Origin of the sequence: Turicimonas muris, assembly GCF_002221595.1 — a bacterium.
Lineage (GTDB): Bacteria > Pseudomonadota > Gammaproteobacteria > Burkholderiales > Burkholderiaceae_F > Turicimonas > Turicimonas muris.
On record NZ_NHMP01000008.1, the window covers coordinates 47,976 to 66,763 of the forward strand.

16 protein-coding genes are annotated in these 18,788 nt (G+C 46.4%); 8 read left to right on the top strand and 8 right to left on the bottom strand.

Annotated elements, in window-relative coordinates:
• Window positions 1-89 precede the first annotated feature (89 nt).
• The 4 genes from galU to ADH67_RS10770 form a co-directional block, all read right to left on the bottom strand.
• Complete coding sequence (galU, locus tag ADH67_RS10755) at window positions 90-926, bottom strand: UTP--glucose-1-phosphate uridylyltransferase GalU (protein WP_066594108.1); 837 nt, start codon at window positions 924-926, stop codon at window positions 90-92.
• Window positions 927-1,002: 76 nt separating this feature from the next.
• Window positions 1,003-1,836, bottom strand: a complete 834-nt coding sequence (locus tag ADH67_RS10760; RefSeq protein ID WP_066594110.1) for a lysophospholipid acyltransferase family protein — start codon at window positions 1,834-1,836, stop codon at window positions 1,003-1,005.
• A gap of 7 nt (window positions 1,837-1,843) precedes the next feature.
• Window positions 1,844-2,296 (bottom strand): Holliday junction resolvase RuvX, encoded by a 453-nt coding sequence (gene ruvX / locus ADH67_RS10765; protein WP_084081522.1) that lies wholly within the window; start codon window positions 2,294-2,296, stop codon window positions 1,844-1,846.
• Complete coding sequence (locus ADH67_RS10770) at window positions 2,289-2,840, bottom strand: YqgE/AlgH family protein (protein ID WP_084081523.1); 552 nt, start codon at window positions 2,838-2,840, stop codon at window positions 2,289-2,291. The genes ruvX and ADH67_RS10770 overlap by 8 nt, the downstream gene beginning before the upstream one ends.
• A 267-nt stretch (window positions 2,841-3,107) precedes the next feature.
• Between ADH67_RS10770 and ADH67_RS10775 the strand changes: the two genes are divergently transcribed.
• From ADH67_RS10775 to ADH67_RS10785, 3 genes are all read left to right on the top strand, one after another.
• Entirely contained in the window at window positions 3,108-3,548 is a 441-nt protein-coding gene (locus ADH67_RS10775; RefSeq protein ID WP_066594112.1) for a DUF2721 domain-containing protein, read from the top strand.
• Between the two features lie 10 nt (window positions 3,549-3,558).
• Window positions 3,559-3,996, top strand: coding sequence for a DUF2721 domain-containing protein (locus tag ADH67_RS10780; RefSeq protein WP_066594117.1), 438 nt, complete (start codon window positions 3,559-3,561; stop codon window positions 3,994-3,996).
• Between the two features lie 106 nt (window positions 3,997-4,102).
• A complete protein-coding gene (locus tag ADH67_RS10785) occupies window positions 4,103-4,720 on the top strand; it encodes an HdeD family acid-resistance protein (protein ID WP_236578562.1) in 618 nt (205 codons plus the stop codon).
• A 77-nt stretch (window positions 4,721-4,797) separates the two neighbouring features.
• Here the strand turns inward: ADH67_RS10785 and ADH67_RS10790 are convergent, their stop codons facing one another.
• A complete protein-coding gene (locus ADH67_RS10790) occupies window positions 4,798-5,892 on the bottom strand; it encodes a hypothetical protein (protein WP_236578563.1) in 1,095 nt (364 codons plus the stop codon).
• A 239-nt stretch (window positions 5,893-6,131) separates the two neighbouring features.
• Window positions 6,132-7,103 carry a LysR family transcriptional regulator gene (locus ADH67_RS10795; protein WP_066594120.1) on the bottom strand — a complete coding sequence of 324 codons (972 nt, stop codon included), beginning with the start codon at window positions 7,101-7,103 and terminating at the stop codon, window positions 6,132-6,134.
• A 229-nt stretch (window positions 7,104-7,332) separates the two neighbouring features.
• On the opposite strand from ADH67_RS10795, the gene dcuC reads away from it, so the two are divergent.
• The 5 genes from dcuC to ADH67_RS10820 all read left to right on the top strand — a co-directional run bounded on the left by dcuC (window position 7,333) and on the right by ADH67_RS10820 (window position 14,077).
• Window positions 7,333-8,607, top strand: coding sequence for a C4-dicarboxylate transporter DcuC (gene dcuC, locus ADH67_RS10800; protein WP_066594121.1), 1,275 nt, complete (start codon window positions 7,333-7,335; stop codon window positions 8,605-8,607).
• A 21-nt stretch (window positions 8,608-8,628) separates the two neighbouring features.
• Complete coding sequence (locus ADH67_RS10805; protein ID WP_066594122.1) at window positions 8,629-10,047, top strand: amidohydrolase family protein; 1,419 nt, start codon at window positions 8,629-8,631, stop codon at window positions 10,045-10,047.
• Window positions 10,048-10,097: 50 nt separating this feature from the next.
• The gene (locus ADH67_RS10810) at window positions 10,098-11,297 is read left to right on the top strand and encodes a porin (protein WP_066594123.1); all 1,200 of its coding nucleotides are present in this window, start codon (window positions 10,098-10,100) and stop codon (window positions 11,295-11,297) included.
• A 78-nt stretch (window positions 11,298-11,375) separates the two neighbouring features.
• Complete coding sequence (locus ADH67_RS10815; RefSeq protein WP_158212641.1) at window positions 11,376-12,836, top strand: lyase family protein; 1,461 nt, start codon at window positions 11,376-11,378, stop codon at window positions 12,834-12,836.
• A 14-nt stretch (window positions 12,837-12,850) separates the two neighbouring features.
• On the top strand, window positions 12,851-14,077 hold the full coding sequence (locus tag ADH67_RS10820) for an L-lactate MFS transporter (RefSeq protein ID WP_066594131.1): 1,227 nt from the start codon (window positions 12,851-12,853) through the stop codon (window positions 14,075-14,077).
• A gap of 108 nt (window positions 14,078-14,185) precedes the next feature.
• On the opposite strand, the gene ADH67_RS10825 is transcribed toward ADH67_RS10820, so the two are convergent.
• Both ADH67_RS10825 and purL read right to left on the bottom strand, forming a co-directional pair.
• Window positions 14,186-14,809 carry a LysE family translocator gene (locus tag ADH67_RS10825; protein WP_066594133.1) on the bottom strand — a complete coding sequence of 208 codons (624 nt, stop codon included), beginning with the start codon at window positions 14,807-14,809 and terminating at the stop codon, window positions 14,186-14,188.
• A gap of 6 nt (window positions 14,810-14,815) precedes the next feature.
• Window positions 14,816-18,760, bottom strand: coding sequence for a phosphoribosylformylglycinamidine synthase (purL, locus tag ADH67_RS10830; protein ID WP_066594134.1), 3,945 nt, complete (start codon window positions 18,758-18,760; stop codon window positions 14,816-14,818).
• Window positions 18,761-18,788: the final 28 nt, after the last annotated feature.

The following is an 18,788-nucleotide window of genomic DNA, read 5'->3' on the forward strand; positions in this document are numbered from 1 at the left end:
ATATATCTCAAGATCCATTGGCCGAGACCAAAGAAAAAGCGGCGTGCCGGGCATAATCGAGCGTGCCGCTTTCTTTTTCTCAAGATTTCTTACGCGATCTTATAGCCGTCTTTTCTTGCGAAGTGAACTGTGGCATTCAAAAATCCTTGCTTGGAGCCACAGTCAAATCTTTCACCTTCGTAAGAACAAACATAGGTGTTCTTCTTTTCCAATTCTCTGGCAATTGCGTCAGTTAATTGAATTTCACCGCCTGCTCCCTTAGGAATTTTCTTGAGACTGTCAAAGATTTCCGGTTCAAGAATATATCTGCCGATAACAGCCAAGGTGGACGGGGCTTTATCTGGATCCGGTTTTTCGATGATGGACTCAACTTTAGTCACGTCGCCCTTTTCGGCTACCTTCACGATACCGTAATCCTTAGTTTTTTCACGAGGAACGACTTGAACGGCCAAAACGCTGCCGCCGCCCTTATCTTCACGAGTCTTCATTAACTGCTCAATAACCGGCTTCTTAGAATCAATCAAGTCATCGGCAAGAATGACAGCAAACGGTTCGTTACCGATTACCGGCTCACCGCAAAGCACTGCATGGCCGAGACCAAGAGGTTCCGGCTGACGGATAAAGATGAAATTAATTCCGGAGGGAACAATATCTCTTAGAGTCTTGAGAAGCGCTGTCTTACCTTTAACTTCCAAATCTCTTTCTAATTCAGGAGCGCTGTCGAAGTGATCTTCAATAGCACGTTTATGACGGCCGGTAATAAAGATCATATCGGTGATGCCTGCCTTAGCAGCTTCCTCAACGGCGTATTGAATAAGGGGCTTATCCACTACGGGAAGCATTTCTTTCGGCATAGCCTTGGTCGCAGGAAGGAATCTAGTGCCGAGACCAGCAACGGGGAAAATCGCTTTTCTTACAGGTTTCATTGTCTTTAATTTTGGGTTAACAAAGGTTTGTCAGATTTTAAACTCTTTAGGCCCTAGGTCATAGGTTAGAAGTTTTCTAAGAATGGCTTATTGCTTTGGAAAGGGCATTCGCCTCGTTGGGGTCATGTTCTAAGAAACGCTCGCCCCAAACACGTCTAAGCTCTTCGCGCATTCTTTCCTCGCAAATTTTTCCCACCTGATGACGATCAAGGCCTTTAGTGTCAATCGGCTTTAAAAAATGGGCTGTTGCAACAAGATCTTTTGTCGTAACAACGTTCCAAAGAGATCCCATAAGGGTCACATCTCCGCAGAAGGCCACTCTAGTTGTCGGAACACCTTCACTTGTATAAACCAGAACCATTGGCTGCACAACTGCACCTGCTTTGACCGCAGGAGCCAAGAAATTGGATTTCAGGGGAAGCAAAGAGTTTCCGAATGTGGTCGTTCCCTCAGCAAAAAGAGCTACGACTTCTTTCCTTTGCAAAGCTTCTTGAATGTCCGTATTAATCTGAAGAATCGCTCTCTTAGAGGAACGATTAATAAAGAGTGTTCCGATCGCCTGAGCAATCTTTCCGAATATCGGCCAGTTGGCAATTTCAGCTTTGGCCACAAAACGGCTTGCAACGGCAGAATCCAACGAGAAGATATCGACCCAGGAAATATGGTTAGAGACAATAATTTCTCCCGGGGCTTCCTCGGTTAAGCCATACTCCAGCATACTTTTCGGAAGACTGCCGGTATAAGCCGTTTTTACGCCTGCCATCGCCAAAATGCGGCAGTTGTATTCTTTAATCATCCGGCCTTGTTCTTTCTTATCCACCCTCTGGAATTTTGTATAAGCGACAAACAAAACCCACAGAGAATAGGTAAGAAGCGAAACCATACGGAAAACACCAACCAAGATTCTCATGATTTTTTTAATTTACGTTATCGATAAAATTTTCTCTGAACCACTGTTCCAGAATGACCTGAGCTGCCAGATCGTCAATGTAGTCATCTGAGCCCTCTTCTACCTCAACTGAGGAAAAGCGTTCATCCACTCTTGCTACATACACATTGAACCGGCCGTTGATTTGATTAGCAAAGTTTTCACAGACAGGGGTCATTGAGTTAGGTGCGCCGTCCTTATGGCGAGGGACACCGACGACCACCAACGCCGGCTTCCAATCCTCCATGATCTGCGTAATTTGCTTCCACTTTTCTTGGTTTTTCTTCCAATGAATAATGGTTAGAGGGCGACTGTCCTTGACAACCGTGTTGCCGATTGCGACCCCTATTCGGGCTAATCCATAGTCGAAAGCCAAAATAATGCTGTCTTCCGATAGTTTTTCGACGACTTTCCGAGGAAGAGATGAATTCTCTTTAAGCATGGCCGACGATACCTTCCATTGATTTGAATTGATTCACATCAATTCCCAATTCTGCCAATGCGGCGTCATATTTCATCTGATAAGGCATCTCAAAGAGTATCTCTTTATTGAAAGGTGCAACTAACCAATCTTCTCGGCCCAATTCATCTTCCAACTGACCTACGGCCCATCCTGCGTAACCGACGGCGCACAAAAAATTAGAAGGCCCGGTGCCTTTGAGGATATCGTCAAAAATATCAACTGACACGGTTGTTACTACCCCCGGTCCTGATCTCATCGATCTCATCCACAATTTTTCGTCAGGATGAAGAAAAATCCCTTGGTGAGGAGCTACAGGGCCGCCCCAAAATACCGGCATTTCCTCAACTTTACGAGGAAAAGAGTACTGAGTAAAAAGACTTTGTAGAGTCATTCCGATTGGTCGGTTAACCACAATACCGGTTGCTCCGTCCTTGCCGTGTTCGATCATATAGATCAAAGTTTCCTGGAATCTAGGATCCTGCATAGACGGTGCTGCAATTAAAAATTGCCCAGTCAAATCCACTTTATCAACTCCCTCTAGAAACAAGCCAAATACATTGTATCGGATGAGTTCTTTCTTGGATATAAGGCAGCCTTCTTAAAAGAAAGAACCAAAAGGCCAACTCTAGGCCATAAATTATCAGTTAACGTGCTATCTATCTCAGACTCTGGCCCTCAAAATGAGAAGTAAGCAAAGTTTTATCCTCTTTTTTCTCCGAAGCCAATACTGCATAAATCCAAGGTCCATCGAATTAGAATAGAGATTTTAAGAACAAAACTTCTTCTCCCGATGGTCGAATTTTCAACAACATTAGCCGATGCATTAGCTCCCATCACCCTGATTTCCGGCGTGGGGCTTTTGCTTGTTTCCATGTCTGCACGTTACGGACATGCCACCACCCGCATTCGTCAATTGATGGCTGAACGTTCAGATTCTCCTGATGAAGTGGATGAGGAATTAGAAAATTCCATTCGCCTGATTTACCGCCGTGCAAAACTTTTAAAAAACGGCGTACTGACCGTTGCGCTTTCAGCAGCTTTCAGCAGTCTGCAGGTTCTTTTCATTACGATTGAGCATCTGTTTAATCTAGACCTCTCTGTCTGGAAATCGGCCATGCTGTTAGCTTCCGTGATTTTCATCGTACTGTCGAGTTGCATTTACGTAAGCGAAGTGCAGATTTCCGTACGTGCTCTCGGTGTATCCGTTCATCATCACGACAGACCGCAATAAGGAGTGAATCATGGTAACTTACGCAGCAACTTTATCGAATGCCTTGACTCCTATTACTCTAATTTCGGGTGTAGGCCTTTTGCTGTTAGCGATGTCAGCGAGATACAACCACACAACAGACAGAGTAAGACAGCTTTTAAAGGAAAGAAAGAAAATTCTTCCTAGGAAAGACAGCGACTTAGAAAGAGCAATTAACCTCATCTACGAACGCAGCCATCTTTTGAAGAATGCCATTCTGGCGGTAACAATTTCTGCAGCCTTCAGCGGAATTCTGGTTCTAGTCTCCATTCTGGAAAACATTTTGAACCTCAAACTTGAGGTCTGGAAGTCCACTATTCTTTTGACCGCGGTTATTTTCATTGTCACTTCGACCATCTTTTTTGTCATGGAAGTGCACTTGTCTCTGAAGGCACTTGGCTTAAGTATCGAGAAGCGCATCCGATCATAATTTGGGCGATCATGTAGTGTCCATTTACTCAGAGTGGTTTGTTTTTCCTCTTACTCGCCTCCAATGAATTCATCATTGAGGTATCCGAATAAGAGGAAAAAAAATCATGTCAGACAACAAACAAAATCCTATGCCCGGCGATCCCGTCAATGCTCGTATCGTCCGTGAATTGCTCCTGCCGCTTCGCAACAGCTCCGGTTCTATGATTGGTTGGGGCATCTTCTCCATCGTCCTTGGTACCATCGGTTTATTTGCTCCGATTGCGTTCTCCGTAGGCGTCACGATTTTCGTCGGCGCCATGCTTCTCGTCAGCGGTGCAACCGGTCTCGCACTTTTTTGGAAAGCTCAGGGATGGGGGGCCAGAACGGCTGCCATTATTCTTGCATTATTGACCGCCGTTACCGGTTTAATCTTGATGTTCTACCCGATTTTCGGTGCAGAAACATTGACATTATTCTTGGCTTCTTACTTTGTCGCCGTCGGTCTTGTTAAGTGCTGGATTGCATTGAGCAACACCGATACAAAAGGCTGGGGCTTGATGCTCTTCTCTGCTGTCGTTTCCTTCCTGTTAGGCATCTGCCTCTGGTGGGGCTGGCCGCAAAGCGCACCTTGGATCTTCGGTATCTTTGTCGCTATCGAATTGATCTTCGATGGTTGGGCAGCTTTGATGATGGGCTTTGAAGTCAGAGCTTATACAAAGAACCAAGGAAATCAAAACAATTAAAAATTAGTAGAACGGCGCTGCTGCAGCGCCTTCTGTCGGAACGGGATAACGAAATGTTTATCCCGTTTTCTGTGTTCCTATTTCTTGGATTCCTCCTCAATATCGCCTGAGAGTTTATCAAGCATTTCATCGGAGAATTTTTCCAATTCTTCGATCTGTTTTTGGCTGTCTTTCCCGAGAAGTTCTGCGAAAGGACGCTGAGTCTTCATCAATCCGGTCACAACCTTAATGCCCTGCTCTTGATCGGAGACGGTAAAACTGTCGGTAACTTCATCAAGATTGACCGGAAGAATGACCGGTGTAAGCTCCCTTCTGAGCGGCATTTCTTGCGTTGTAACAATCGGCATGGGCGTCTCGGCAAGCTTCTTAAGCATAAAAGATAGGCCTGCGAACGGAATAGAAATCTGAAGCATAACGACCTGTCTGCTCAGCACGTTGTAATCTTTTTCATCGATCTTTTCGCGCTGCGGAATATCCGTTGGAATTAAGCCGGTCTCTCCAATCGACTGCGTCAACACCAAACCGATATCATTAGTCCAGTCCGGTGCCTTTCCCACTTCATAGAAGACTTTCTGAGCCGTCAGCTGTGCTACGGCGAAGAATCCGTAGGGCAGATGCTCTTCGCTCAGATGCATCAAAATATGCTGGGCGTTTCTAATATTTTTGATAAGAATTGGAAATTCCAACACTCGGAAAGTCCCGTTTGGGAGTCCGAAAGTACAAGGAAGATCATCGGGGCTGTTTAACCAGGAAATACGGTATTTGCTTTCGAAATACTCTTTAGCTTTTTGTTCCCAGTCTTTTGGAAAACCGTCCTCATAAAGGCTTGCGAGAACCTGAGGAAAAGGTTGATCATCAGAAGCTTCAACGGCACTTCCCTCAATGCCCATCCAAACCTGAGAAACGGAATACATTTTGGTATCCTTTCTCCAGTTCACCGTAACCTTGGCTTTTTGCTCGGCATCCTTCCATTGTGCGAACCAACCATCTTCATTGATTACCAATGTCCCCTCATCAAGAGGTCCGAAAATCAAATATGGAGGAAGATCTTTCTTTTCTTTAACTTCACTTGCTTTGAAAGCAGCCCAATTGAACAGCTCTCCTGTACAAGGTTTGCTATTAATAATGGCTATCTCGAAAAGATCATTATAATTTCTTTCTTGATCCGACATTTTGTTTCCCAAACTAAATTTACAGGCTGCCATCAAAGAGCGCCAACGACTCAAGCATAACAGCTTTCAAATCTGATGTTTTAGACGGTCCAACTCGGACGTCTGACAAAGTTCAGTCCATGATAATCACTTATTATCATGAGATAGATCGTGCCGAGAATAAACTGAGCAACCGTCGAAGAGGAGAGTGAAATAGGCAGAAAAACATTGAAGAAGAGCAGAAAATTCTTTCTCAGCTGTTAAACACAGCTGTCTTGGCCGAGTTGATCAAATCTTCGATGCAGATTGGCAATTTCCTCTGTTTGACTACGTGCCAACCACTCTCCGAAAACCCGAACTCTTTCGTACTCCCAAAACTGTTCCGGAGAAAAGATATAGCAACCCAAGGAAGGTCTCCTCCATCCGTTCAAAACAACTTTCAGCGTCCCGGCTTCCAGCTCATCGATACAATGGATTAGAGGAATATCGGCCGCAATACCACCACCAAGAAGGCAAGCATTTTTCATGTCCACCACAGTTTCAAAAGTAAAAATCTTGTCCCAACTCATTAACTTACGGACACCGTTCTTAACCAAAAACTCTGTAGGTTTTCTGGTAGAACCCTTAAATATCAACCCGTTATGATTGACCAATTCGTCAGGATCTTGGGGGCTGCCGTACTGAGACAAATAGCGTGGAGAACAGCAGGGAATAAAATCCATTTTCCCAACATATCGATAAACCAGACCTGCAAGAGAACCACCAGTGCTATAGCCTACGGTCAGATGAGGAAGAGTTTCGCCATCAGAAAATGTCTGATCTAATACTGCCCCTTTATGCAGTTGTACGACATCGAACTCAACATTTGGGTAAATCTGCTGGAACTCTAGAATCCTAGGAGTAACCATTCCCGGTCCGATCCCGCCGGGGATTGCCAGCCTGATAACGCCTTCCATTTTTTCTTTACTACTTAGTAAAGTCTCAAGCATTACGCGGTGCTGAGCAAGAAGTTTTTGAGCCTCTTTTAAGGCCTCTTGTCCGAAAATGGTCAGAGACAACGGCCTTTTGCCGTGGACAAACAACGGGCGTCCCAAAGAAGCTTCCAAGCTTTTTATGCTTCGGCTCAAAGTTGACGGCTCAATATTGTGAACGTTAGCAGCGAGGTTAAGACCTCCGTTTTCTGCTACTAATACAAAGTGCCTCCACGCCTCAAGATCAAATCGTCTGTCCATTTTTCAATCTCTAATTGCCGTTTGCAGAATTTTAATTGCAGAATCCGCAACTAAGATCTTTGAACTTTCCTGGCATTTAAGAAAAGATTCGAAAGAACCCTCGAAATAAATTGCAATTCCGACAATTAATAATCGGTTTTTTTGTTCTTTTCGTCAATAAGAGAAAGCCATAGACTAACCACCAACATCTCGTTATTCCAATGAAATTCAAATCCCAAGGAAAACAAAAATGTCCTGGCAAATCCTCGTTTCTATCCTAATTATCTGTGCGGCGATCTACGCAATCGTCAAAAAGTGCGATGCTCGCCTGACTCTCTTTTTAGCCGGTGCAATCATGTGTTTGTTAGCCGGTTCACCCATGGATGCCTTCAAAGGTTTCGTCAAAGGAATGGTTAATCCAAATCTCGTTCCTCCAATCTGTGCGGCTATGGGTTTTGCTGCTGCCGTTACCTATTCCAAATGCGACCAGCACTTAGTAGCTTTACTTGCAACACCTCTTCGAAAAATTGGCGGTCTGTTGATTTTTGCAGGCATGTTTACGACCTTCCTCGTTAACATCGCCATTATGAGTGCGGCCGGAACAGCAGCCACAGTGGGTGCAACCTTCATTCCTATCATGATTCGAGCCGGGATCCGCCCTGCAGGCGCAGCAGCGGCTATCGGAGGCGGGACAATGATGGGCTTACTTCTGAACCCAGGCTGTGCTCACGATATCTACATCGCCAAACTCGGCAACACTCCGGTAATGGAATTCATCTCCAATAACGCGATTTACATCGTCGCAACAATGTTGGTTGCCGCAATCGTCAGCACCTTAGTGATGATCTTCTTCTTTAAAGACAACAAACCGGAAGCCGCAGAACTGGCAGAATTTGTTTCTGAAGAAAAAGAAGGCGAATTCAAGATCAATTTAGCAAAAGCCACGGCTCCTTTAGTGCCCATGGTCCTCTTGATTTGCGGTACTCTTTGGCTGCCGAAAGGCTCTCTGGACGTTGTTGCTTCTATGTTGCTCGGCGTCGCCTACATCGCGATTATCAGTTTCCGTCATCCCAATGAACTTATCAAAAGTTTTTTCAAAGGCATGGGATCAGGTTACGCTTCTGTTATCGGTCTTATTATTGCAGCCGGCGTCTTTGCGCTGGGCATGCAGAAGATTGGTTTAGTTCCCGCCTTTATTGACCTCCTTAAAGAATCCAATGACATTGCTCGCTGGGGTGCCTCCTTCGGTCCATTCCTGCTGGCCGTATTAACTGGTTCCGGCGAAGCTGCAATCTGGGCATTCAACCAAGCCGTCACTCCGCACGCAGCTTCCTTCGGCATGAATCCTGAAACTCTCGGTCTTCTCTGCGCCATTGCCGGTCAATTAGGCCGTACCGCTTCTCCAATTGCCGGCTGCATCATTATCGTGGCAGGCATAGCCAAAGTCAGCCCCGTCGAAATCTCCAAACGGATGTGCGTCGGAATGCTCGTTGCTCTCGTCTTCGCAGCTTTGATCATGGTTTAGCACAGTACCAGGGGAAATGTTATGCCTACACGATTCGACCTCCTTATAAAAGATGTCCAAGCAGTTGACTCTTTGAACAAGTTCAACGTTCAGTCTGACATCGGCATCAAAGGCAGCAAAATCACCGCCGTTGCACAAGGACTAAATAAAGAAGAAGCCAGTACTGTTATAGAGGGGAACTTCCTTACAGCTATCCCAGGTCTTATCGATACCCATGTTCATTTAGGCATCAGTTCCTGCGGCTTCAATATGCTGACTCGAGCCGGTGTAACAACTGCCCTGGACATGAGCGGGACCTCTCAAGATATAGCAAAAACAGCGCTTAAATTTGGAACAGGAATCACATACGGCACACTGGAAGCCATCATTCCCGGAACAAATATTGCCAACAACGACCCTTCTACGGAAGAGATCCGACAGTTCGTTGAAAACGCCCTTAGCAACGGCAGCTACGGTGTCAAGATACTCGGCGGTCATTTCCCCCTGACTCCGGCAGCTTCAAAACGGATGGTGCGTTTTTGCCAAGACAACGGTATCTATATCGCATGGCATGCCGGCTCCACGGAAAATGGCTCCGACATGAAAGGTATGCGCGAAGCTGTAACAGCTGCTGCAGGCGGCTTCCTTCACCTTCCTCATATTAATGCTTACTGCAGAGGCTCATTTGCCAGCCCTCCCAGTGAAACGATGGAAGCTTTAGAACTCCTGCAAGAAAACCCGGCAATCATCAGCGAGAGTTATCTTTCTCCAAGAAACGGAGCCAATCTGATTTGTGATGAAAATGGAATTCCGAAGTCCAAGATTGTGCTGAATTGTCTGAGAAAGAATAATTTTTCAGAAGACAGAGAAGGCGTACGCGCCGCAATCCGCAAAGGTTTTCTTGCCGTCATGAAGGACATCAATCACGAAACCTGTTTGATCGAAGGGCAAGAAGGCGTTGAATTCTTTGATGAACAAGATTCCAAAGTCTCAGGAAGCTTCGACAACATCAATCCTCTGTCATCTCGCCTACTGGCTGCCGCTGGGAGAAGATATCCCGCTAATGAATTCACCGTAGATGCATTAGCAACTGACGGCGGGTGCATTCCTCGTAACGTCACACTCAAAACCGGCATTGAATTTGTTCGCATGGGTGTATTCACGATGCAGGAATTCGTTCATAAAGCCTGCTTAATGCCGGCACGTATGCTGAATCTTGAAAACAAAGGTCACCTGTCGATTGGTGCAGATGCGGATATTACGATTTTCAATCCTCAGACCGGTAAAGCAGAATTTGTTATCGTTCAAGGCCGGACTCTTTTAAGTCGAGGAATCCTGCATTCAGGAACGCCGACTGCTTTCTGCACCGATAAAGGTCTTTCTTTTTATGAACGGAAAAACCTTCCGGTTTTTTCAGTTACACCAAACCTAACAAGACTCAATAGAAGCTTAAATCCTTAGTCGTCATCTAACTCCAGCCAACCCTTTTACCTCTTTTCAAGGAAAATAAAATGAAAAAACTTCTAGTTATCTCCGTCGCCATTGCTGCTGCATCTCTTGCACACGCTGAATCCAAGGTAGAACTATTCGGTTTCTTAGATCAAGGCGTGACTGTTTTACATGAGAATGCAAACTTAGGAATGGCCGGCCCAGTCGGACAACGTGCACCTAATATTTTGAATGCAGACGGTAAAGTCGCTCGAAACGGCGCTTCAACTCGATACATGGAAGGCACAGGCAATGTGTCAACATGGGGCCTCAAGATCCGCGAAGATTTAACTCCGGATGTTGCTGTAATAGCCCATCTTGAACAAGGCTTCCTTGCGGACGACGGTGCAGAATATATTTCCGGTAAAGCCTTTGAGAGAGAATCCTCCTTAGGCATCTCCTCTAAAACTTACGGAACCTTAAAAATGGGCCGTATGCCTGCCATGCTTACCGGCTCCGGAACTACCGGCCTTTTTAACTCTCGGGTCAATCCTTTCGGCGCAGGTTGGGGGAACATGACAGGCGGATGGAAGTTCGTCGGCACGCTTGCGTCAGCTCGTCATGACAATATGGTCAACTACCGTTCTCCGTCCTTCGGAGGATTCGAAATCCATTATCAGTACGCTAACGGAGCCTCCAGCGAAACTGAAGGAACCTCGAAAACCAACCGCTATATGGCTTTAGGTTTCACCTACACGCAGCCTAAGTATTTTGTTGCATTAGCCGGAGACTGGCTCAACGTTCAAAGCGCAGCCCTTAAAGAAGGCAACTGGAAACTGAAAGATGCCTACAAAGTTCTCTTAGGCGGTCACTATAAATTTGACAGCTTCAAGCTTTTCGGTACCGCTCAATATATGAAAAATATTGCTTACATCGGCGGCTACTCAACTAAAGAATTTGCACCGATTTTGGCTGAACAGAGCAATAAAGGTAAAGTCGGTACAAATAATGGTTTCAAAGCATGGGCTTTCTCCACTGGTACGGAATTTAAACTCGGTGCCGGACAAGTTAAGGTATCCGTCGGCTACTCCTTCGGTGAGAACCAAAATACTACAACGAATAACAAGTTCAACAGAATCAACGGCGGATTAGGATACGTATATCCTCTTTCCAAGAGAACAAGCATTTATGCCATCACCGGAGCATTTTGGCAGCATGCTGACTGGCAAACAAAGAATATTCACTCCAGAGAATTCATTGCCGGTTTGATGCACCGTTTCTAAACTTTTTTCAGAATAATTAGTTTTTTCATCGGGGCCTAAGGGCCCCCGCGAGGTCAAGAACAAATGCTTGGATTTCAAATGACTCGGCCACAAGACAACTTAGAGGCCAAAGACTCCCGAGTTAAAGTCGGAACCACCGCAGACTGGCTCTATCGAATCAATCAGGCTTCCGTGGTGAGCAACCTCGAAGAAGGTCTTCTCAGCCCTGAATTAGCGCAAGCTCTGGCAACAGCTCTCTTTTCCATGCAGAAAGATGAGCATGAGGGTAAGATTGCCCCGGCCCAAACCTATATTGCCTTTGAACCGGAAATGCTCAATCGGGCCGGCATGAACGCATCGGTTATTCATATCGGCCGATCCAGTCAAGATATTCTTGCCACGGTAAATGCAGGTCTGAACAAAGAAAGGATCATCAAAATATTGGATGGCATCCACCTTGTAGTTTCTGCTCTTTACGATCTTGCTAAAAGAGAAGAAGATACCGTAGTTCCTGCTTACACAAACGGCGTCCAGGCCCTGCCAAACCGCTATGCACATTACATTCTCGCCTTCTGCAGTGCCTTCTTGCGTGAGGCAGAAAGACTGGAGCAGTGTCTCTCTCGGTACAACATATGTCCTATGGGATCAGGGGTCCTGAACGGTTCAGGCTGGCCTTTGAACCGAGACCGCATGGCTGAACTCTTAGGATTTGACTCTCCCGCTGTCAACGCATTCGATGCCGGACAGATTGCAGGAAACACGCTGCCTTTGGAATTGTCTCAATGCACCGCTTCATTGATGGCACTCGTCAACTCTTTCCTAGCGGATTTTTCCGTTCAATACAGTCAAGCTTCGCCGTGGGTACTGCTTTGCTTAAACGGCAGCACATATATCTCCAGCGCAATGCCGCAGAAACGCAATCCGGGCTACGTCAACGATTGCCGTCGTGACGCCGCAGTTGTTACAGCGCAGACTCAAAGCTGGCTCTTGAGAGCACAGAATCTTTCAACCGGAATGCCGGATATGCGCGACGATTTACTAATTGCAGAGCTATGCAGAGACGCATTCCAAGTCCTGCGAACTTTTTCCACTATAGTTTCCGGGATCCGAATCAACAAAGAAAGAGCTCTGAACGAAATAAATTCGGACTGGTCCTGTACTCAAGAGATTGCCGATCAACTCACTAAAAACGGAATGGACTTCAGAACCAGCCATGGTTTTGCAAGCTTCTTTGTTACTTTTGCCAAGAAAGAAGGACTGACTCCTCTTAACGTAAATTTTGAACAGGTTTTAGAGCAATGGGAAGCCTTCTTTGAGCAAAAGAATCTTAGCCTGAGACCTTTCCCTTTGACAGAATCAGCCTTCTTTTCAGCTATAGATCCCACTCAAATAGTAGAATCTCGCAGAACCTTGGGCGGCCCTCAAAAGTCTGAAATTCAACGTATGCTAAATAATACGCAGGGACTTATACAAAAACTTGACGAACTCATTGAAGGTTTCTTAACCAGTCAGGCTCAGACCTGGAGAGAACTAAACAATCGTATGGAAGATCTCTGCTAAGAAGGAAGAATAAAATGAAAAACTTCACTCATAAACGTTGGACTTTATTGGCCATCGCCTGTTTGATTAATCTTTGCACCGGCTCGGTTTATGCGTGGAGCGTCTTTGCCGGCCCGAAAGCTCAGCAACTTTCAGAGTTGACTGGCTCTCTCATAACCGCCGGAGATCTGGCAATAGCCTTTAGCGTTTGCAACGGTCTTGCGCCAATCCCGATGATATTGGGCGGTTATTTTGTGGATCGTCTGGGACCAAAAGCCGTGATTGTTGTAGGAGGTCTTTTCATCGGAGCCGGGATGTTTTTTTCCGGAGCATCCGGGACTTTCCTTTCCTTCCTTATTTCATATGGATTAATTTTTGGTTTGGGACTTGGCTTCACTTATGGCGCTGCCGTTAACAACACCATTAAATTCTTTCCGGACCATCGCGGTCTTGCGGGCGGTTTAACTACCGGCTTCTACGGTCTATGTTCCGTGATTGTGCCGCCTATCGGCCAGTACCTTATCGCTACAAACGGAATTTCGTTTGCATTTGAATCTCTGGGAATTGTTTTCGGGACAGTAATTGTCTTAGGCGGATTATTGAGCATTAAATGTCCGCCCGACTTCGTTCCGCAAGGTTGGACAAAACCAACCAACAACTTCGCATCCTTAGACGTAGATACTCTCTCCATGCTCAAAAGGCCTAGGTTTTGGCTGATGTTTGCATTCCTTCTTTGTTGCGGCGTCAGCGGAATGATGATTCTTTCTCATGCCGCAGTAATTGCCCGCACTCAAATCGGCTATTCCGCAGCTGCAGCCGCCGGTGCTGTTGCTTTCATCGCTTTGGTCAATACATTTGCCCGACTTGTCACAGGCGTACTTTCCGATAAATTCGGTCAGCTGCCAACCTTAATTGGGGCTGCCATCGGGGCAGCAGCCGGTTTATCGTTGTTAGTCTTTGCAGATGCAGACCATCTATTCCTCTTCTACGCCGCTTTCGCCTGCATTGGGTTTGCGTTCGGTTCTCTCATGGGAATATATCCGGGATTTACCGCCGCAGTTTTTGGAACAAAACACAACAGCACTAACTACGGCTTAATGTTCTACGGCTTTTCACTCGCCGGCATTATTGGCCCGTGGCTAATAAAAGTGCTCGCCATTGACGGGTCTTATTCCTATGTCTACCTATGCGGCTGTGCACTAACTTGTTTAGGAGTCTTTATAGGATTTGTTCTGTTGAAAATTAATAAAGAGAAAGTTTGATTGCGGTGGTAAGCAAACAGCGTTAAGTGGTAATTGGGAGGAGGCAAATTCCTCCTTCTTTTCTATCTGCTCTTTATCGAGAGGCAGCTCGTTTTTGCCTGACCGAAATCAAACGGAAAACACCAAACTGACGGCTAATCCCATGAAAATCACTGCACCTGTACGATTAATAATCTGTTGTACACGCGCAGACGAAATCTTTTCTCTGACGAATTCCGCAAAACACGCAATTGCACCGAACACAATTACCGTGGCAACGATAAAAGTTAATCCCATCATCAAAATCTGAACCTCGGTGTTCTCTCCGGGGAGCAAAAATTGGGGGAAGAAGGCCAAGAAAAAGATGATGACCTTGGGATTAGTCAGGTTCATGATGAAACCGCGGGACCACCATTTACTGAAAGACATCGCCTCTTTAACTTCGCCTTTTTCTTCGGCCATTGGAGTCGACGGAGCTTTCCAAGCCATGACAGCCAAATAGGCCAAATAAAGAGCTCCTGTTGCCTTTAAACAGAAGAAAGCGGTCTCAGAAGCACGAATAAGAGCCGAGACTCCCACAGCCACTAACAAAGTATGAACCAGGAGTCCGGTACATAATCCCGAAACAATCTTCAGCCCTGCGGATCTGCCGTAAATGACCGACTGCATCAAGACAAAAATATTGTCCGGCCCCGGAGCAAGACTTAATATGAAACTTGCTCCGGCAAAACTCAGCCAAGTTTGGAAATCCATTTAGGACTAGCCTAACCAAACCCTTGCGTTTTGGAAGATGCGTGCCCATGGAGAGACATCACGCAGAAGCGGAGATCTCCAAGACAGCTGAACAGATCGCCAGCTTCTTTCCGGATGAGGCATGATGATTGTCGCACGGCCGTCCGTAGTTGTGAAAGAAGTCCTTCCAAGTCTTGAACCGTTTGGATTCAGCGGATAAATCTCGGTTGGATTTTGTGTTTCGTCCACATAGCAGGCTACCGGAATTGCAAGTTCTTCATCTGCTGGATTTGCCCAGAATGCTCGACCTTCCCCATGTGCATTAACCACAGGGAGAACTGCACCGGCCATTCCGGTAAAGAGAATAGACGGGGACGGCAAAATCTTGACGTTGACTAAACGAGCTTCAAACTGTTCAGAAAGGTTTCTCTCGAAAGACGGCCAGTGTTGTGCACCCGGAATCAAAGATTTCAATTGAGAAATCATCTGGCAGCCGTTGCAGACGCCCAAGGTAAAGGTATTGCCGTTTTCAAAGAACTTCACAAACTGCTCTTTAAGACGTTCGTTGAACAGAATTGTCTTAGCCCAACCGCCGCCGGCGCCTAAAACGTCACCGTAGGAGAATCCGCCGCAAGCTGCCAAACCATTAAATGACAGCAAATCAGTTCTGCCTTCCAAGAGGTCTGTCATGTGAACGTCAACGGCGTCAAAGCCGGCTTGCATAAAGGCGCTGGCCATTTCATTCTGACTGTTGACGCCCTGCTCTCTCAAAATTGCAACCCTCGGTCTTTCTCCGGAATTAATAAACGGAGCGGCAATGTTTTCTTCGGGATCGAAACCTGTGGCCAAAACCAGTCCGCATTTCTTAGAGTCAATCAATGCGTATTCGCTGTCTGCACAAGCAGGATTGTCTCTTTGGCGAGCGACTTGCCAAGAGACTTCACTCCACAGTTTTTCTAAGGAGCTGCGTCCTTCTGAGAATACGCAGTCGCCTCTCAAATAGATGGAGAATTCTTCTTCACGAAGAATATTGCCGAGATAAACCAGGCAGTGGCCAAGTCCTGCATTGTCAAAAGCGCTCTTAACTTCATGAGCACGGCCTCTGGAAACTTGAATGACGGCACCGAGTTCTTCATTGAAGAGGGCTTCATTTAAGTTCCTGCCGTTAGCAATCAACCCGTCAGCTACAAGTTCTACACCCATACGGCTGGCGAACATCATTTCACAGAGAGTAGCAGCTAATCCGCCGTCGCTTCTGTCGTGGTAGGCCAAAATAACGCCTTTAGATGCAAGCTCTCTAATCACTTTCAAGAACTTGCTCAAGTCGGCTGCGTTGTCGACGTCAGGAGTCTCAGAGTCAAACTGCTGAGTAACCTGGGAATAAATGGAGCCGCCCATACGGTCTTTACCTTGACCAAGATCAATTAAAAGCAATGAACTGTCAAGAACCTTATCGGCAAACTGCGGAGTCATAGTATTGCGGATGTCTTTAACCGGAGCGGCCGCAGATACAATCAATGAAACCGGAGAAGTGACGCTCTTGTCCTTTCCTTCGGCATCTTTCCAAGACGTCTTCATAGAAAGGGAGTCTTTGCCGACAGGGATGCTGACTCCTAACTCTTGGGAGAATGTGCTGGCGGCTTCTACACCGGCAAACAAGGAAGCATCCTGTCCCGGTTGTCCGCAAGCACCCATCCAGTTGGCAGATAAAATAATTCTGTCTAAATCAATATCTGCACTAACTAAGTTTGTTAATGCTTCGCCAATTGCCATACGGCTGGCCGCGGCAGCATTGGAAATGGCTAACGGAGTCTTTTCTCCCATTGCCATCGCTTCACCCTTGTAAGTGTGGAAGCCGAGGGCTGTAACGGCAGCATCGGCTACCGGAACCTGCCATGGACCGACCATCTGGTCCCTGCAAGTCAATCCGCCGACAGCTCGATCACCGATGGTAATTAAGAATTTCTTGCTGGCAACGGTCGGATGACGAAGAATATCGTGGATGACCTCCTTAAGATCAACATCCAAGTTGCTCTTCATCTTCAAAGGGGCTTCGGACTCGACGTTTCTATGCATTCTAGGAGTCTTACCGAGAAGAACGCTCATTGGCATGTCAACGGCTTCTTCTCCTTCCTTGATGGAATCAACCACTAAGTTGTCGTCGGCACTAATCTGTCCGAGGATCGCATACGGACACCTTTCGCGTTTGCAGTAATCTTCAAATTGCTCCAGTTTGCCCGGATCGATTGCCAAGGCATATCTTTCTTGTGACTCGTTGCACCAAATCTCCAACGGGCTCATTCCAGATTCTTCAACCGGAACCTTCTTTAAATCAAGATGGGCGCCCCTACCCGAAAGGTCTGCCAATTCCGGCATAGCGTTAGAAAGACCGCCTGCACCGATATCGTGAATAGCCAAAATGGGATTGTTTTCACCGGCTTCCCAGCATCTATCGATAACTTCCTGGGCTCTTCTTTCCATTTCCGGATTGCCGCGCTGAACGCTGGCAAAATCCAACGATTCGGAGTTAGAGCCGGAGGCCATAGAGGAAGCTGCGCCTCCCCCAATACCAATACGCATTCCGGGTCCGCCGAGAACAACTAAGTATGTCCCGGTGGGTAAATCTAATTTATGAGTCTGGCCTTCCTTGATATTACCGATACCGCCGGCCAACATAATCGGCTTGTGGTAACCGTAGCGTCTTCCGCCGACGTTCGCCTGGAATGCACGGAAATAACCGAGAACATTCGGGCGTCCGAATTCATTATTGAAAGCGGCGCCTCCTAAAGGACCGTCAGTCATAATTTCCAGGGAAGAGGCAATACGGCTTGGGGAACCATAGAGTTCTTCCGTTTCCGGCCCATCAACAGCAACGTCTTTATCGGTTTCCCATTTCTGTCCGTAGCCCGGAAGATTCAATGCGGAAACGGTGAAACCGGTCAAACCTGCTTTCGGACGTGCACCGCGGCCGGTGGCTCCTTCGTCACGAATCTCGCCGCCGGAACCGGTAGAGGCTCCAGGGAACGGCGAAATAGCAGTCGGATGGTTATGAGTTTCGACCTTAAAAACGGTGTGAGTAGGTTCACTCTCATAAGAATATTCTCGGCCGCCTAAAGCAGATTCATTCCCTCTCGGATACAAACGATCCACTTCACTGCCTTCAAATACGGCTGCATTATCGGAGTAAGCAACAATCGTGCCTTCCGGATGGGCATTATGAGTTTCGCGAATCATGCCGAACAAAGTTTTATCTTTGTCCTTGCCGTCAATTGTCCACTTAGCATTAAAAATCTTATGACGGCAGTGTTCAGAGTTTGCTTGTGCAAACATCATCAATTCGACATCTGTCGGATTACGTTCCAATTTTGTGAAAGCGTCGACTAAATAATCAATTTCGTCTTCATTCAGGGCCAAGCCGAACTCGCCATTTGCTCTAACGAGGGCTTCTCTGCCTTCCTTCAGAATATCGACCGTACGCATCGGTTCGCCTTGTGCTTCACCAAAAACGACTTCAGCAGAAACATCCGGATCAACAACGCTTTCTGTCATCTTGTCATGAATGACGGAAGCAATTTGCTCTTTTTCCTTGTCTGTCAAAAGACGTGGTTCTTTAAAAGTCAGCTCGTATAAAGTGCCTCTTTCTACTCTCAGAACCTGATTCAAGCCGCAATTATGAATAATGTCAGTAGCTTTGGAGGCCCAAGGAGAAACAGTTCCTAAACGAGGAACAACCAAGAATTTGTTAGGGGTATGAGTAACCAAGCACTCTTCACCGTAATTGAGGATGTCTTTCAGACGTGTCATGTCAAGGACAGAAAGTTCGTCTGCAGTATGGACAAAGTGAATGTACCGGCTATTGAGTGTTGCCACTCCCGGAACAAATTGACGAATTTTCTTTAAGAGCCTTTCAGTACGGAAGTCTGATAAAGCTCGTGAAGCGTCTAAACGGAACATAGTTGATGAAGCAGTCATTTCTTCCGCCGTGTCAGCTTGTGAATCT